Annotated in this window: 16 protein-coding genes; 9 read left to right on the top strand and 7 right to left on the bottom strand. The window is 72.6% G+C overall.

What is annotated here, in order from left to right; translation table 11 throughout:
• Positions 1-59: 59 nt before the first annotated feature.
• On the bottom strand, positions 60-350 hold the full coding sequence (locus tag ACIQ87_RS08740; RefSeq protein ID WP_402403592.1) for an antibiotic biosynthesis monooxygenase: 291 nt from the start codon (positions 348-350) through the stop codon (positions 60-62).
• Positions 351-448: 98 nt separating this feature from the next.
• On the opposite strand from ACIQ87_RS08740, the gene ACIQ87_RS08735 reads away from it, so the two are divergent.
• The 4 genes from ACIQ87_RS08735 to ACIQ87_RS08720 all read left to right on the top strand — a co-directional run bounded on the left by ACIQ87_RS08735 (position 449) and on the right by ACIQ87_RS08720 (position 3,079).
• On the top strand, positions 449-1,018 hold the full coding sequence (locus ACIQ87_RS08735) for a TetR/AcrR family transcriptional regulator (protein WP_402403855.1): 570 nt from the start codon (positions 449-451) through the stop codon (positions 1,016-1,018).
• Positions 1,019-1,183: 165 nt separating this feature from the next.
• Positions 1,184-1,609, top strand: coding sequence for a hypothetical protein (locus ACIQ87_RS08730; RefSeq protein ID WP_402403590.1), 426 nt, complete (start codon positions 1,184-1,186; stop codon positions 1,607-1,609).
• 266 nt (positions 1,610-1,875) lie between these two features.
• Complete coding sequence (locus ACIQ87_RS08725; RefSeq protein WP_402403588.1) at positions 1,876-2,514, top strand: C40 family peptidase; 639 nt, start codon at positions 1,876-1,878, stop codon at positions 2,512-2,514.
• A gap of 151 nt (positions 2,515-2,665) precedes the next feature.
• On the top strand, positions 2,666-3,079 hold the full coding sequence (locus ACIQ87_RS08720) for a VOC family protein (RefSeq protein WP_402403585.1): 414 nt from the start codon (positions 2,666-2,668) through the stop codon (positions 3,077-3,079).
• 79 nt (positions 3,080-3,158) lie between these two features.
• On the opposite strand, the gene ACIQ87_RS08715 is transcribed toward ACIQ87_RS08720, so the two are convergent.
• The 6 genes from ACIQ87_RS08715 to ACIQ87_RS08690 form a co-directional block, all read right to left on the bottom strand.
• Positions 3,159-3,440: a hypothetical protein gene (locus ACIQ87_RS08715; RefSeq protein ID WP_402403581.1), complete on the bottom strand. Its 282-nt coding sequence runs from the start codon at positions 3,438-3,440 to the stop codon at positions 3,159-3,161.
• Between the two features lie 197 nt (positions 3,441-3,637).
• On the bottom strand, positions 3,638-4,882 hold the full coding sequence (thrS, locus tag ACIQ87_RS08710) for a threonine--tRNA ligase (protein ID WP_402403579.1): 1,245 nt from the start codon (positions 4,880-4,882) through the stop codon (positions 3,638-3,640).
• Between the two features lie 289 nt (positions 4,883-5,171).
• Positions 5,172-6,491 carry a GNAT family N-acetyltransferase gene (locus ACIQ87_RS08705; RefSeq protein WP_402403576.1) on the bottom strand — a complete coding sequence of 440 codons (1,320 nt, stop codon included), beginning with the start codon at positions 6,489-6,491 and terminating at the stop codon, positions 5,172-5,174.
• A 171-nt stretch (positions 6,492-6,662) separates the two neighbouring features.
• Positions 6,663-7,445, bottom strand: a complete 783-nt coding sequence (locus tag ACIQ87_RS08700) for a hypothetical protein (protein WP_402403574.1) — start codon at positions 7,443-7,445, stop codon at positions 6,663-6,665.
• 87 nt (positions 7,446-7,532) lie between these two features.
• Positions 7,533-8,816 (bottom strand): serine hydrolase domain-containing protein, encoded by a 1,284-nt coding sequence (locus ACIQ87_RS08695; protein ID WP_402403571.1) that lies wholly within the window; start codon positions 8,814-8,816, stop codon positions 7,533-7,535.
• 194 nt (positions 8,817-9,010) lie between these two features.
• Positions 9,011-9,499: a carboxymuconolactone decarboxylase family protein gene (locus ACIQ87_RS08690; RefSeq protein WP_402403568.1), complete on the bottom strand. Its 489-nt coding sequence runs from the start codon at positions 9,497-9,499 to the stop codon at positions 9,011-9,013.
• A gap of 96 nt (positions 9,500-9,595) precedes the next feature.
• On the opposite strand from ACIQ87_RS08690, the gene ACIQ87_RS08685 reads away from it, so the two are divergent.
• From ACIQ87_RS08685 to ACIQ87_RS08665, 5 genes are all read left to right on the top strand, one after another.
• Positions 9,596-10,570 carry a pirin family protein gene (locus tag ACIQ87_RS08685; protein WP_402403566.1) on the top strand — a complete coding sequence of 325 codons (975 nt, stop codon included), beginning with the start codon at positions 9,596-9,598 and terminating at the stop codon, positions 10,568-10,570.
• A gap of 456 nt (positions 10,571-11,026) precedes the next feature.
• Positions 11,027-12,037, top strand: a complete 1,011-nt coding sequence (locus ACIQ87_RS08680) for a site-specific integrase (RefSeq protein WP_402403563.1) — start codon at positions 11,027-11,029, stop codon at positions 12,035-12,037.
• 183 nt (positions 12,038-12,220) lie between these two features.
• Complete coding sequence (locus tag ACIQ87_RS08675; RefSeq protein ID WP_402403561.1) at positions 12,221-13,069, top strand: IS5 family transposase; 849 nt, start codon at positions 12,221-12,223, stop codon at positions 13,067-13,069.
• Positions 13,066-13,467 carry a hypothetical protein gene (locus ACIQ87_RS08670; RefSeq protein WP_402403559.1) on the top strand — a complete coding sequence of 134 codons (402 nt, stop codon included), beginning with the start codon at positions 13,066-13,068 and terminating at the stop codon, positions 13,465-13,467. The genes ACIQ87_RS08675 and ACIQ87_RS08670 overlap by 4 nt, the downstream gene beginning before the upstream one ends.
• A 626-nt stretch (positions 13,468-14,093) precedes the next feature.
• A complete protein-coding gene (locus ACIQ87_RS08665) occupies positions 14,094-14,771 on the top strand; it encodes a nuclease-related domain-containing protein (protein ID WP_402403556.1) in 678 nt (225 codons plus the stop codon).
• The last annotated feature ends 23 nt before the right edge of the window (positions 14,772-14,794 follow it).

Here is a 14,794-nt window from a genome sequence, read left to right as displayed (position 1 = left end):
CCGGGCCCGTACTCTCCCCCGCCGGGCACTCCGACACCCACGCCGGTGCCGGGGGCCCCTCACCCCCGCGACAGCAGGGTTCGCACCTCGCGGGGCCTGGCCTCGCGCTCGTCGAACACGACCGCGTCGCCCGCCTCGCGCCCGATGGCGGCGAACGCCCCCTGGAACGCCTCCTGGGACCCGAACTCCCCGGTGGTGACGACCGCGTCGCCCTCGGGGGTGACCCAGACCTCGGCCCGCAGGTATCCCGGCTGCGCGGTCAGCACCTCACGGACCCGGTGGCAGCGGCCGACGAACTCCTCGACGTACTCGGGCTTCGGGTAGTGGAACGCGACGAAACCGAACGACATGACGGTGCCCTCCCAGCATTGTACGATTGCGTATAACCAGAGGCTAGGCCCGTTGTACGCCTCCGCACAACGGGTGGGATCGTGAGGTGGACCACACCATGGGCGCGTTGCGCACACCGCGTGAGAAGTGGGTCGAGGCCGGCCTGCAGGCACTGGCCTCGGGCGGCGTGGACGCCGTAAGGGTCGAGGCCCTGGCCAAGTCCCTCGGCGTGACCAAGGGCGGGTTCTACGGCTACTTCGCCGACCGCGACGCCCTGCTGACGGAGATGCTGGACACCTGGGAGCACGAGGCCACCGACGACGTCCTCGACCGGCTCGCCCACGAGGACGCGGACACCCGGGCCAAGGCCCGCCTCGCCGGGAAGCTCACCTTCTCCGACCGCCTGCGCCCCATCGACCTCGCCGTACGCGACTGGGCCCGCCGCGACCAGGCCGTCGCCGAACGCCTGCGCCGCGTGGACAACAGGCGCATGGACCTGCTGCGCGAAGCCATCGGCAGCGTCTGCACCGACCCCGACGAGGTCGAGGCCCGCAGCCTGCTCGCCTTCTGCCTCGCCATCGGCAACCACTTCCTCGCCGCCGACCACCCCGGCCGCACCCGCGCCGAAGTCCTCGACCGCGCCGGCGGCCTCATCCTCAGGCGACCGTCCGACGACCCCGGCCGCTGACCGCTGCGGCCCGCCCGACGGGCGCACGGGGCCGCCTGCCGCCTGCCGCCTGCCGCACGGTGCCGCAGCCGTTGACGGCGGGCGGCCCCACTGCCACCATCTCGGCGTGACCGATGCCCGACCGCGGCGATCCGCATCCCCCTCAGCCTCTGGCAGCGCGTCGTCATGACGGTGACCGGCGTGGTCTTCCTCCTCGTCGCGATCACGGAGATCGCGCTGGAGCCGGGAGGCGCCAAGGTCTTCGGCGCGGTGACGGGCGCCTTCTCGGCCGTCCTGGTCTACCGGGCCCCGCGGGCGGGGCTGGTCGTCGACGACTTCGGAATCACCAACCGCACGGTGGAGTGGACCCACCGGATCCCCTGGTGCGAGATCGCGTCGACCGGACCCGCCGTGGGCATTTCCGCCTCCGGCCTCGGGACCTCACTGACCCTCGTCACGCACGAGGGCCGCAGGATCGTCCTGCGCGGCCTCGCCGGCTACTCCACGCGGCGCACCACCGCCCGGCTGCAGAAGACGAAGGCGCAGCTCGACGCGAGGATCGCCGACCACCGGACGAGCTGCCCCACCTGCGCCCGCCCCGGCCCCGCGTAGCGCGCCGGGGCTTCGCAGGACCCCGGCCCCGACCGAACGTGCGCGCCCGTCGTCGACCCCTTCCGAACGACCGTCGAACCGTTCACCGACGAACTCCCCTCCGTTTCCGGGCGGTTGCTTCCGCGAATCACCGCCGCGTCCGCGAATCACCGTTGCGGGTGATGGCGGACCGGCCCGCCGGAGCGGAATGCTGGTACGGGCGCCCGGGTACCACGCCCCCGAGCGCCCACCCCCTCGCCACCGCCACAGCACCGGGAGGCACCGTCATGCAGTCCCAACCGTCCGGCCCCGACCAGACCTCCGGAGTCCGTCGGCGCCGCATGCTCGGCCTCGCACTCGGGGCCGGCCTCGTCCCGGCGCTCGGCCCGGCCGCCCAGGCGGCGTCCGATGCCTCGTCCGGTGCCTCGTCCGAGGCCGCCCGAACGCTGCCGGCCGCCGCGCTGGGCCGCCGGGTCGCCGACGTGGCCGCGAGCCAGCTCGGTGTGCCGTACGCCTGGGGCGGCGGCGACCGGCTGGGCGCGAGCCTCGGCTTCTGCGACGCCGACAACGGCTGGCTGAACGGGGTGTGCCTGGGCGAGAAGACGGTCGGGTTCGACTGCAGCGGCCTGTCGCTCTACTGCTGGTACCGGGCCAGCCACGGCACCGTCGAACTCGGGCACTACACGGGCGCGCAGTTCAACCTCAGTGCCCCGGTGGAGCGCGACGCGCTCGCCCCGGGCGACCTGCTGTTCTTCTCCCGCCCCGACGCTCCGCTGCACCACGTCGGGATCCACGTCGGCGATGGCGCGATGATCCACGCCGAACGGACCGGCACCCTGGTCGCCCGGGTCGAGAACGTGCTCGACGTCCCGCGCTGGGCGGGCGAGTTCGCCGGTGCCCGCCGCCCGGGGCAGCCCACGGCCTGAGCCGGCCGACCGGCCCGAGCGGTCACGGGCCGCCGCGCCACTCCCCGCCACGTCTGTCCGGCCCGCCCGTTCGGACGGTCGCCCATCGCCGCGTCGCCCCATCGCCGCGTCGCCCCGTCGCACCGTCGCACCGTCGCCCAGGAGTTCGCCCGTGGACGCCCTGTATTCCCGCTTGCTCGTCACCCGCTTCGCCGAGTGCTTCGGCTTCTACCGCGCGGTCCTGCCGGCCCTCACCGGCGCCACCCTGGCCAAGGGCGCGCCCGAGGGTCCGTACGCCGGCTGGGACCTCGACGACCAGACCCTCCTGGCCCTCTTCGACCGCTCCGCGATGGCCGCCACCCTCGGCACCGGGCCGCAGTCAGCGCCGCAGGCAGGGCCGCATGCGCAGGACGCCGCGATGCTGGTCCTCCGGGTCGACGACGTGGACGCCGCCCTCGGCCTCTGCCTGCGCCACGGCGGCACCCCGGTCACGCCGGCGACCGACCGCCCGGAGTGGGGCCCCACCCTGCGCAGCGCCCATCTGCGCGACCCGGACGGCCGGCTGGTCGAGCTCCAGTCCTACTGACCGCCCCCGGCCCACACCGCACCGCGCGGGGCTCGCGCCTCGCCCGGTGCGGTCGACCCACAGGACGCGCCCGCCGGGCCTACTGCATCGGCGGGGAGAGCCGCCCCATCGGCCCGAAGGACCCGAAACCGGCACCGGCCTGGGTGAGTTGACCGTTCCTGAAGTCCGAGGAGCAGGCCCGCCCGAGGGTCTGCGCGGCGTCGGCCCCCGGGACGTGTCCGAGCACGGCGGCGCAGTACCGGACCGCGGGGACGGGCAGCGGGCGGAGCTCCGCCGAGCCGGCCGGGGTGGCGGCCACGGCCCCGGCGAGGGCGAGCGAGCCGGCCAGGGCGGGAACGGCGAGGCCACGGGGGATGCGCATCGGGGTACCTCCGTACGGGTGGGGACAGCGGCGGCCATCGCCTCGGCCGCCGGGCCCATTCGACGGTCGGCCGCCATCCGCCGCCCGGCCGACACACCGCGCGCCGCACTAGTCGTACGGACGCCACCGGCGTGCCGGCCAGCGGCCCCACCACCGCCGCCACCACCGCCGCCCCCACCGCCCCCACCGCCCCCGGTTCAGCGCTCGGCGTCCTCCGCCCAGAGTTCCGCGTCGCACGCCGCCACCAGCGCGCCGATCCGCGCCCACGCCTCCTCGGCCGGCAGCGGCTCCAGTCGGCGGCCGTCCCGCAGCCGCAGCGCGACCCGGTCGTCCACGGCCTCCTTCGCCCCGATCACCGCCTGGTACGGCACCAGCCTGGCCTCGCGGATCCGGGCGCCGAGGCTGCCGTGCTCGGGACCGGCGACCTCGGCGCGCAGTCCGAGGTCCAGGCAGCGCTGCCGGAACCGTTCGGCCTGCGGCAGTTCGGCCTCGGAGACGGGCAGCAGCGCCACCTGGACGGGCGCGAGCCACGCCGGGAACGCGCCGCCGTACAGCTCGATCAGGTGGGCGACCACGCGCTCGACACTCCCGATCACGCTGCGGTGCACCATCACCGGGCGGTGCTTGGCGCCGTCCGCGCCGATGTAGTGCAGGTTGAACCGCTCGGGCTGGTGGAAGTCGATCTGCACGGTGGAGAGGGTGAACTCGCGCCCGGCGCCGTCGGCGATCTGCACGTCGATCTTGGGCCCGTAGAACGCGGCCTCGCCCTCCGCCGCCTCGAAGGGCACCCCGGAGCGCTCCAGCACCTCGGTGAGCAGCGCGACGGCACGCTCCCAGAGTGCCGGATCCGCCACGTACTTGCCGCCCTCGCCCGGCAGCGAGAGCCGGTAGCGGACCGGGACGACACCCAGTGCCCGGTGCGCCTCGCGGATCAACTCCAGTGCGGCGACGGCCTCGTCGGCCGCCTGCTCGGGGGTGCAGAAGATGTGGGCGTCGTTCAGCTGGATCGCCCGGACCCTGGTCAGCCCGCCCAGCACCCCGGACAGCTCGGAGCGGTACATGCCGCCCAACTCCGCCATGCGCAACGGCAGTTCCCGGTAGCTGTGGGAACGGGAGCGGTAGATCAGCGCATGGTGCGGGCAGAGGCTGGGGCGCAGCACCATCTCCTCGGAGCCCAGTTCCATGGGTGGGAACATGTCCTCGCGGTAGTGCGCCCAGTGGCCGGAGATCTCGTACAACTCCCGCTTGCCGAGCACCGGGGAGTACACGTGGCGGTAGCCGGCCCGGCGCTCCCGGCCGCGGATGAACTCCTCCAGGGAGTGCCGGATCGCGGCGCCGTCGGGAAGCCAGTACGGCAGGCCGGAGCCCATCAGCGGGTCGGTGTCGAACAGGTCGAGTTCACGGCCGAGCTTGCGGTGGTCGTGCACGAGGCGGTCATGCATGGGGCGGTCGTGCTCGGGGCGGTCATGCTTGGGGCGGTCATGCTTGGGGCGGTCGTGCATGGCGGTGGTCTCCACTCGGGTCTGCGGGCGAGTGGGTCCGGGAACGACGAAGCCCCGGGGCACTCGCCCCGGGGCTTCGGACTAGGTCAGCAGTCAGCGCGCCGGGACTCTCTCCGGCGTCGTCGTGACGAGTGCAGCGCGCTTCATGCGTTCCACGGTAGCAGCTCCGCCCCGGTGAGCACCGGTCTTTTCCGGACGTCGCCGCCCGGGCCCGGAAGGCCGCCCGGGCTCAGAAGAGCGTGACGCACCCGCGCGCGGCCAGCGCCGCCACCAGCCGGGCCGACGGCCGCACCTCGTTCCACCGCAGGTCCAGCTTCTCCAGCGCGGGCAGCGCACCCGGATCGGCCAGCCAGTCGGGCAGTTCGGTGATCCGGTTGCCGCGCAGGTCGAGGCGGCGCAGCCGGGGCAGCCCCGCGAGCACGGCGGGGACCTCGGCGAGCGCGTTCTCCCGGAGCTCCAGCTCGCGCAGCTCGCCGAGCCGCCCGAATGATTCCGGCAGGCCGGTCAACTCGTTGCCGCGCAGCCAGAGTTCACGCAGCGCGCGGAGTCCGCCGATCGGCTCCGGCAGGGCGGCGAGCCGGTTGTGCTGCGCGCGCAGCTCGACCAGCGAGGCCAACCCGCCGATGGTGGCGGGGAGTTCGGCGAGTTGGTTCTCGCCCACGTTGAGGTAGCGCAGCGCGGTGAGCCGCCCGAGCGCCTCGGGCAGAGCGGTCAGCGCGTTGTCGTGCAGGTAGAGGAAGTCCCCGAGCCCGGTGAGGTCGAAGAGCTCGGCGGGCAGCTCGGCGAGCCGGTTGTGCCCCAGGTCGATGGTCCGAAGCCCGGCCAACCGGCCGATGCCAGGCGGCAGTTCACTGATCCCGGTCTCGGCGAGGATGAGCACGGTCAGCTCGGTGCGGTCCCACACCTCGGCCGGTACCTCGTCGAGCGGCCGACGCCAGAGGTTGAGCGTCACATCCGTCGCACCTGCCGTCGCACCTGCCGTCGCACCCACGTCCGTCATGCCCGCGCGCGCCTGGTCGGCGGCGATGCGGAACTCCGCCAACTCCCGGCCGTACCACCGGTCGGTCAGCCCGGTACCGGTCATCCCCAGGCGCCGGCACACCGCCGCCGACCGGGCGTTGTCCGGGGCCAGCACGGCCCGGATCTCGGTCAGCCCGTCGGCGAACCCCTTGGCCAGGACGGCCCGGGCGGCCTCGGTGGCGATGCCCTGGCCCCAGCTGTCGGGGTGGAGGTGCCAGCCGACCTCGATCTCCCCGTCGCCGTCCGGCAGCGGCACCAGCAGGACGGTGCCGGCGACCACCCCGGTGTCACGCCGTTCGATCGCCCAGGCGCCGTAGCGCGGATCGACGGAGCGCTTCCGGCAGCGCTCGATGAAGGCCCGGGCCTCCTCGGGCTCGGTCATGGCGCGCGGGGTCCGGCCGATCCACCGGGCGACATCCCACCGGGAGTAGATGTCGAAGGCGCGGTCCTGGTCTGCCGTGGTCCACTGCCGCACCAGCAGCCGTTCGGTGGTCAGCACCGTCTCCGGCACCTCTTCCGTTCCCGCCATGACCCAAGCCCCTCTCCGAGTGGTGTGTGGATCACCGTACGCACCCGGGCCACCGGGTGGAACTCCGGCCCGGGTGCCGCCAGGGGTACCGCTCGCGGGGCTCAGGTCGCCGCCCTCAGAACGCCGCCCTCAGAACGCCGGTCTCAGGAGGCCGGTCTCAGGACGCCGGTCTCAGGTCGCCGGCGGGAGGTGGCGCTCCGCCGCGAGCCTGGCGATCGTCCGGAGCCTGCCGAAGTAGGCCGCGCCGTACTCCTCGTTGATGAGGGGCACCACCCGGTCGAGCTCGGCGATCAGCGCCCAGAGGCCGGCGACGCCGGAGCCGTCGAGCCCGCCGTCCAGATCCCGCCGGAGGTAGCCGGCGACACGGGAGTCCAGAAGGATCAGCGTCGAGCCCGCGATGTCCGCCGCGACGAAACTCGACGGGAACGGCGCCTGCCAGTGCTCCTCCCACAGCCGGGCGAGTCGCTCCCCGGCCGGCCCGCCGTCCGCGTCCGCCGCCGTGGACGGGCGGAGCAGCGCGGAAACGGCGGCGAAGACGGCAAGGGTCAGCCCGGCGGCCCGCTCCGGACTGACGTCGGCACTCGTCGCCGCGCCCCGCGCGAGCCGGTCGCGCAGCCGTACGCCGTGGCCGAGTTCGGCGGCCGGTCCGTCCCCGAGGAGCCCTTCGGTGACGGCCCGCTCGATCAGCTCCGGGAGCGGCCCGTCGACGGCCAGCCGCTCGGCGAGGACCTGCTCCAGGGCGAACAGCGCGTGCGTGACGGCGACGGTGGCGAACTCGTACCGGAAGTACGAGTGCCGGATGAGCTCCCGGGAGGTCTCCAGCACGCTCATCACGGAGCCGGACGCCCCGGCCGGCAGGGTCAGACCGGCGACCAGGGCGTCCATGCCCGCGTAGCCGGGGGCGACGAAGTGGGACCGTGGGTCCGGTACGGGCAGCAGCGGCAAGGCGTTCACCGGCGCAGTCTCACCACCCGGCGGCGCCGACGCCACCCGTTTTCCCCCGGGTACTCGTCCTCCCCGGAACCGTGGAACGACAGGCGGTCAGCCAAGCTTCGGCGCCACGGCGGTCGGCCCCTGCGCCACGCCCGCCGCCGCCCCCGCCCCCGCGCCGGTCCCCCGTTGCCCGGTGCCGCAGAACGCCTGCTCCAGGAAACCGCCCTCCGCCTGCAGCTGCGCGACGAACTGCGCCTCGTCGCCGCGCGGGGTGACGGACAGCGACACCTGCCGGTCGCCCGAGCTCCACAGCTGGGTGCTGTACCCGGACACCGAGCCGTCGTGCCCGTAAACCGGACCGCAGGAGAGTTCCCAGCGGGCCAGCCCGAGCCCGTAGCCCAGCGAGGACGGCACGCCGTCGACCACGATCGGGGTGGTCGTGGTCATCTCCTGGAGCAGCGGCGGCGGGAGCAGCCGGCCGTCCAGGAGGGCCTGGTGGAAGCGGTTCAGGTCACCCAGGGTGGAGATCAACTCACCGGCCGAGTTCGCCCAGGTGACGCTCGCGACCGTGACGTCCCGGTCGCTGCGGTCCTGCGGGCCGGGGCCCTCGGGCAGCGTCCAGTAGCCGTGCGCGTGCGGGCCCCGGATGCCGGTGGCCGTGCCCGGGAAGTACGTGCCGGTGAGGCCGAGCGGGCGCAGGACGCGCGCGGTGACCTCCTGGGCGTAGCCGTGCCCGGTCACCTTCTCGATGATCATGCCGAGCAGGGTGTAGTTGACGTTGGAGTAGCCGAACCGGGCGCCCGGCGGGAAGGCCGGCGCGTGCGCGACCGAGGAGGCGACCACCTGGGCCGGGGTGATGTGCCGGGTCAGGCCGCCGTGGTCCAGCCAGTCGCGGATGCCCGCCGGGTCCGTCCAGTCGGGGAACACCCCGCCCTTCTCGTTGGTGGAGTCCCAGAGGCCGGAGCTGTGGTCGAGCAGCCGGCGGACGGTGATCCGGCCGCCGTTCGGGACCAGCCCGGGCAGGTACCGCTCGACCGGATCGTCCAGGCCGATCCGCCGCTCGCCGACCAACTGGAGCACCGTGGTGGCGGTGAACACCTTGGTGACGCTGCCGGCCCGGAACCGCCCGTCCGCGCGGACCGGTGCGCCGGTGGCCAGGTCGGAGACGCCGGACGCCCCACGCCAGACCCCGTTGCCGTCCCTGACCTCCGCGATCGCCCCGACCGCACCGGCGCCGGTCACCGCCCGCAGGGCGGCCGCCCTCGGGTCACCGGCGCCCGACTGACCACCCGACTGAGCACCCGCGGGCTCGACGGCACCGGCCGAGACGACCGGCCCGGCCAGCGCCAGACAGACCGCCCCCACCAGCGCGGAAAACGTACGACGTGCCATGCGACCCCACCTTCGCCGTCGGCGAGCAGCTCCTCGCCCTCGCCGCCCAGCCTCGCCGCATCGCTGACGGTCCGTCATCCCCCGCCGGGAGGAGCCGGCCGTACACCCACCAACGGAGGGCCTCCGCCGGAAGACGGAGGCCCCGTCGCCGGACGGCGGAAAGCCGCCGACCGGAAACCCTCCGACGCGCGCGGCTACCGGCCCGCGGCCGGGCGGACCGGGTGCTTGCTCAGGATGGACACCCGGTTGAAGGCGTTGATGGCGATGGACACCCAGACCGCCGCGGAGATCTCCTCGTCGCTCAGCACCTGGCGCGCCACACCGTACGCGGCCTCCTGGAGCGCCGCGTCCGCCGGGGCGGTGGTCGCCTCGGCCAGCCCGAGCGCGGCCCGCTCGCGGTCGCTGAACACCTCGGTGTCGCGCCAGGCGGCCAGCACGCCCAGGCGCTGGGCGGTCTCGCCCTCGCGGATCGCGGCCCTGGTGTGCACGTGCAGGCAGTAGGCGCAGCCGTTGATCTGCGACACCCGGAGGTTGACCAGTTCGATCAGCCGACGGTCCAGCCCGGCCGCGGCCGCGGCCTCACGCGCCGCCTCGGCGGCCGCCAGCATCGCCCGGTACGCCTGGGGGCTCTGCTTGTCGATGAACACCCGCCGATCCGTCGGGACCACCGTCACATCACTCACCTGGACTCCTTAGGCTGATCGCAACTGTCGTCCGCCACTCTGTCATGGCATGATAGTTGAATATAGAACTAATTGATACCCGGGAGGGACCCACCCGTGAGCACCGCCGAGACCGACCACGTCCAGACCGACCGCGCCGAGGCCCCCGCCGCCGACCCGCGGGTGGAGGTCCTGCCCGCCCGGGACGTACCACTCGGCGGCCCGCGCGCGATGACCGTACGCCGCACCCTGCCGCAGCGCTCCCGCACCACGATCGGCGCCTGGTGCTTCGTCGACCACTACGGACCCGACGACGTCGCGACCACCGGCGGCATGGACGTCGCCCCGCACCCCCACACCGGGCTGCAGACCGTGAGCTGGCTGTTCACCGGCGAGATCGAGCACCGGGACAGCCTCGGCGTGCACGCGTACGTCCGCCCGGGCGAGGTCAACCTGATGACCTCCGGCCGCGGCATCGCCCACTCCGAGGTCTCCACCCCGGCCACCACCGTCCTGCACGGCGTACAGCTGTGGGTCGCCCTGCCCGAGGAGCACCGCCACACCGGACGCGACTTCCACCACCACGTGCCCGCCCCGGTCGCCCTCGACGGCGGCGAGGCCCGGGTCTTCCTCGGCACCCTCGCCGGCGACACCTCCCCCGTCCCCACCTTCACCCCACTGCTCGGCGCCGAACTGACCCTGCGCCCGCACGCCACCGTCACCCTCGACGTCGACCCCGCCTTCGAACACGGCCTGCTGGTCGACAGCGGCGAGATCCGCCTCCTCGACACCCCGCTGAGCCCCGCCGAACTCGGCTACGTCGCCCCCGGCCGCCGCACCCTCACCCTCGCCAACACCGCCGCGACCGACGCCCGGCTGGTCCTGCTCGGCGGCACGCCGTTCGAGGAGCAGATCGTCATGTGGTGGAACTTCATCGGGCGGTCTCACGAAGACATTACCCGAGCCCGCGAGGAATGGATGAGCTCCGCGAACCCCGACCGTTTCGGCGCCGTCCAGGGCTACCCGGGCGACCGACTCCCCGCCCCGGAGCTCCCGGGAATCCCCCTCAAGCCCCGGGGAAACGTGCGCTGACCTGGACGTTTGCCGATCGGGGGTGCGGCGGCCGGGTCCGCCGCACCCCTGAGCCGGAGCCTCCCTCCGCCCACCCGAAGCGCCCCTGTCGACAGTCGCCTCCGCACTCGACACGTGACACCGTTCGACCATCCATGACAACGCCTGACAGGACTGATGCTGACCCAATGCTGAGTTAGCTGACGGTCCATCAGAACCGACCGGAGCACTCACGGAGCCCGGGAAGTCATCGTCGGGTGCCGCCACGAGAACCGGCGGATGCCCTGGCACGGCCCCCTCGCCGGCTGCCGAAGGACGGTCACCACCGGAGCGGCGCGGGCTGGAGTAGACCGCCACCATGCAGCCTGTCCGCCACCGACGATCTTGCTCCAAGCCAGTTATTACACTCTGACCCTGCGGGGCCTTCCGAGCCCCTCTATCGGCAAGCGCCCAACGAACCGACGCTAGGGTGGCCCCATGGCGGACGCCCCGACGACAGCAGCACCCTCGGTCGAGGCGCTGGACGCCCTTGTCGAGCGTGCCTGCGAATCGCCCACTGGCACGTCCCGGGCGAAGCAACTGCGCTGGGTCGCCAGCGAACTGCGCACCGCCCTGGAGCGCGGCGCTATCGTGCCCATGGCCGCCGGCTCACTCGCCCTGCTCCTCGCGCCGGACACCCTCGCCGCCTACCTCACCGCCGCCGAGCGGGGCCTGCTGCGGCGCAAGCCCGCCGCACGACCGGACCACGCCTCACCGGCGTCCATGCGCGTCCGGGAGGACTGCCTCCGCATCCTCGGCGCCCGGGCCGGCATCACCGTCACACTCCCGGACCGCAACCCGCCGCGGGCTGAGCTCCGGCCCGTGGTCGCCGCCCGCCCGCGCAGCATCCTGCTCGGCCACCTGGAACACTCGGCCCGCCCCGGCCGCTCCGACTCCCGCAGCCGGATCCTCGCGATCATCGGCACCGTGCTGGACACCGGCTGCCGCGCCGGCGAACTCTGCGCCCTGCGCACGCACGACGTCGACCTGCACCACGGCACGATCCGCCTCACCCGCCTCCCCCAGCACCGCGACCCGCGCACCACCCCCGCCACCGAGACCGTCGCCCTGTCCGGCCCCACCCGGGCCGCGATGCACCACTGGCTCACCGTCCGCAGCCACCTCGTCGCACGCAACACCACCCAACCCGCCGGCCCGGACAACGAGACCACCGACGCCCTCTGGGTGAGCATCGCCCCCAGCGGCCACCCCCGCCCCGGCCTGCCCCTGCACTTCCGCGGCCTGGCCCGCGCCTACGCCCGCGCAATCCGCGACCTCAACACCGACATGGCCGCAGAACCCGGCTGGCACCCCCTCCCCCAACGCATGGAACAACTACGCCGCGCCATCGAACTCGAACCGGCCGACCCTGCCAGTCCGACCCTCCTCCACCGCACCCGCACACCCGCCGCCGGCGCCGAAGCAACGACAGTCGAGGCTGCCCAATGAACGGCCCTGTCCAGTAATCGGTGGCAACGAAGCGTGACAAGCGTCGTCGACAGGCCATGTGAGGTGCCACCGAGCCTCTGAGAGGACGGTTCGTGAGTATTTGACCGGTTCTGTCGTCACCTGATGGTGTGGGCGAGGCGGGAGTACGTCCGTCGCGGGCAGATGGTCTGCTGGGGTGGCGGGGTGAGTGAGCGCAAGCCCTACCCGAGCGACTTGTCGGACGATCAGTGGTCGTTGATCGAGCCGGTGCTCGTGGCGTGGAAGAACCGGCACCGGTCGGTGAGCGGCCATCAGGGTTGCTATTCGATGCGGGAGGTCGTGAATTCGATCCTCTATCAGGGCAGGACCGGTTGCCAATGGGCCTACCTCCCGCACGATCTGCCACCGAAGAGCGCGACGTACTACTACTTCGCCGCGTGGCGGGACGACGGGACCGACCAGGTCATCCATGAACTCCTGCGCTGCCAGGTCCGTGAACGGGCCCGCCGATTAGAGGACCCGACCCTGGTGGTGCTGGACACGCAGAGTGTCCATGTGGCTGCCGGGGTCCCCGCTTCCACGACCGGCCGGGACCCGGCGAAACGGGTGCCGGGCCGCAAGCGGGCCCTGGCCGTCGACGTACTGGGCCTGGTCATCGCCGTCATCGTCCTGGCCGCGAACGCGCACGACAATGCCGCCGGTATCGCCCTGCTGGACCAGGTCGCCGAGCACGCCGGCGGCAGCGTCCGAAAGGCCCTGGTCGACCAGGGCTTCAAGAAGCAGGTTGCCGCGCACGGCGCCGTCCTGGGCATCGATGTCGAGATCGTCGAACGCAACCCGCAGGACAGAGGGTTCGTCCCGCAGCCGAAGCGCTGGAGGGTCGAGCAGACCTACGGGATCTTGATACTGCACCGGCGCCTGGTCCGCGACTACGAGCACCGCCCGTCCTCCTCCGCCTCCCGTGTCTACTGGGCGATGACCCAGGTCATGGCCCGCCGCCTCACCGACGCGAACACGCCCACCTGGCGCGACACGCAGGCGGTGAGCGCGTGAACATCCAGCCTCTGCTCGACGCACTCGACATCCAGGAGAACGCCGCGCAGGCCCTGGCCGGCGACCTCCGCAGGCAGATCGAGGACCTGCGAAGCCGGCTGCGGGAGGCGGAGATTCATCTCGAACACCTCGCGATCACCCGGAAGACCGTCACCGCGCTCGCGGATCGCCTCCCGGCCCGCACGTCCTCGCCCGACGTGCCGGAGCACCCGGACTACCCGCGCATCCTCGCCGTCTTCAACGAGACCACCGGCCCCCTCCGGGCCCGGGACGTCTGCGAAGCCCTCGACCACGAACTCCTGCCGAAGAACATCGAAGGTACCCGCGCCAAGCTGAAACGCCTCGTCAAGCTGGACGTCCTCACCAAGGTCGACGCCGGCAGCTTCGCCAGGAAGTAGTAGCCGACCGAGCTCCCGCGGCCAGCAGTCCTGCCCCGACCTCATCACGGACCGGACATCAGCTCACGAACCGCCCTCTGAGAACGGTTTTTCAGGGCTTTCGGCACTGATCGTCGGGGGTGTGACGGACGAGGGCGAGGTGGTCCGGGTGTCGACGCGGCTCTGGGCCAGTCCGGTGCCGGGCCCCTTGCGCGGCACGGCGCCGGACTGCGTACACGGCTTCCACCAGCAGACGGTGGCCGACGTGCGGGTGGACGCCTGGCGGGTGCTGATGTCCCTACAGGCTAGACGCATGGTGAGCCCCGTGCTGGGATCCGGGCGGCAGACGTTCCGCGGACAGGCGGCGACTTCTTGGAGGCCGCGTCACCAGTCACCCCGCCCTTTACCCGGCATCGCGTCAGGCCGCCGATCCACTGAGGCCGACACCGTGCGTCAGCCCAATCTGACAGACTGCCAACGATCGTGACTCTACGGGATCAAGGAGCAGGGAGTGCCCTATGAACAACCCAGCTGGCGACAGTGCGCTTCGCGAGGCCCGCAGGCTCCGGACTCCCAAAAAGCGGACCGTCAGGGGCGAAGAGACCCTCAGACCCTGGACCGCGCCTAGGCTCGCAGCACTTGTCGGCGTGGTCGGCTTCACAGTACTGGTTCACTACTACCTCCTGGCCGTCGCCCTGGCGTTGGCCGCCGCTGTCCTGGCGAGGAAGCGGCCGCACCGGAGCGTCGGACCCGACCGCACCGAACGCATCTCGCCAACCACGGATGACCTTGCGAAGGCCAGCCGGCTCGAACAGGGCGCCGTTGGCGAGAAGACCACCGCCGAACTTCTAGCGCCGCTGGTCCAGGAAGGCTGGCACCTCCTGCACGACCGTGGCATTCCCGGAGCGACCGCCAACCTCGACCACATCGCTATCGGCCCGAAGAACCAGCTTGTTGTCATCGACTCGAAGAACTGGACGCCAGTGCCCGGCGCAGAGGTCCGCCTACTGACCGATGGCCGCCTGCTGTACGGGCGCAACGACCGCACCGAGCAGATCGAGACGTTCCTCTGGGAGTTGAAATTCGTTCGGGAGGACCTTCCGGTAACTCCGAAGGCGATCATGGTGATCCATGGACCGTCCGTGCGCCGTGGCCGCCTCCCTCTGCCCAATCTCCATATCGTCGGCGCCGACGATCTGCTGAATGCGGTTCGCACTGCCCAGAGCACCGGCAAGCCGGATCTGCTGCAGCACTGCCTGACCAGGTTCAGGCCCTATCGAGAACAGGAGCAGGAGATCGCTCGAGCAGTATCGGCCCGTCGATAGGCTCATGCCTGTGAGCCGTCGGA

The sequence above is a fragment of the Kitasatospora sp. NPDC096204 genome (assembly GCF_044763205.1).
In the GTDB taxonomy this organism is placed as follows: Bacteria; Actinomycetota; Actinomycetes; order Streptomycetales; family Streptomycetaceae; genus Kitasatospora.
This window is presented reverse-complemented; position numbering and strand designations above follow the sequence as displayed.

What these genes read in the sequence shown, in the direction of transcription:
- ACIQ87_RS08740 (WP_402403592.1), bottom strand. Translation starts at nt 350, where the DNA reads ATGTCGTTCGGTTTCGTCGCGTTCCACTACCCGAAGCCCGAGTACGTC.
- ACIQ87_RS08735 (WP_402403855.1), top strand. Translation starts at nt 449, where the DNA reads ATGGGCGCGTTGCGCACACCGCGTGAGAAGTGGGTCGAGGCCGGCCTG.
- ACIQ87_RS08730 (WP_402403590.1), top strand. Translation starts at nt 1,184, where the DNA reads ATGACGGTGACCGGCGTGGTCTTCCTCCTCGTCGCGATCACGGAGATC.
- ACIQ87_RS08725 (WP_402403588.1), top strand. Translation starts at nt 1,876, where the DNA reads ATGCAGTCCCAACCGTCCGGCCCCGACCAGACCTCCGGAGTCCGTCGG.
- ACIQ87_RS08715 (WP_402403581.1), bottom strand. Translation starts at nt 3,440, where the DNA reads ATGCGCATCCCCCGTGGCCTCGCCGTTCCCGCCCTGGCCGGCTCGCTC.
- thrS (WP_402403579.1), bottom strand. Translation starts at nt 4,882, where the DNA reads ATGCATGACCGCCTCGTGCACGACCACCGCAAGCTCGGCCGTGAACTC.
- ACIQ87_RS08705 (WP_402403576.1), bottom strand. Translation starts at nt 6,491, where the DNA reads ATGGCGGGAACGGAAGAGGTGCCGGAGACGGTGCTGACCACCGAACGG.
- ACIQ87_RS08695 (WP_402403571.1), bottom strand. Translation starts at nt 8,816, where the DNA reads ATGGCACGTCGTACGTTTTCCGCGCTGGTGGGGGCGGTCTGTCTGGCG.
- ACIQ87_RS08680 (WP_402403563.1), top strand. Translation starts at nt 11,027, where the DNA reads ATGGCGGACGCCCCGACGACAGCAGCACCCTCGGTCGAGGCGCTGGAC.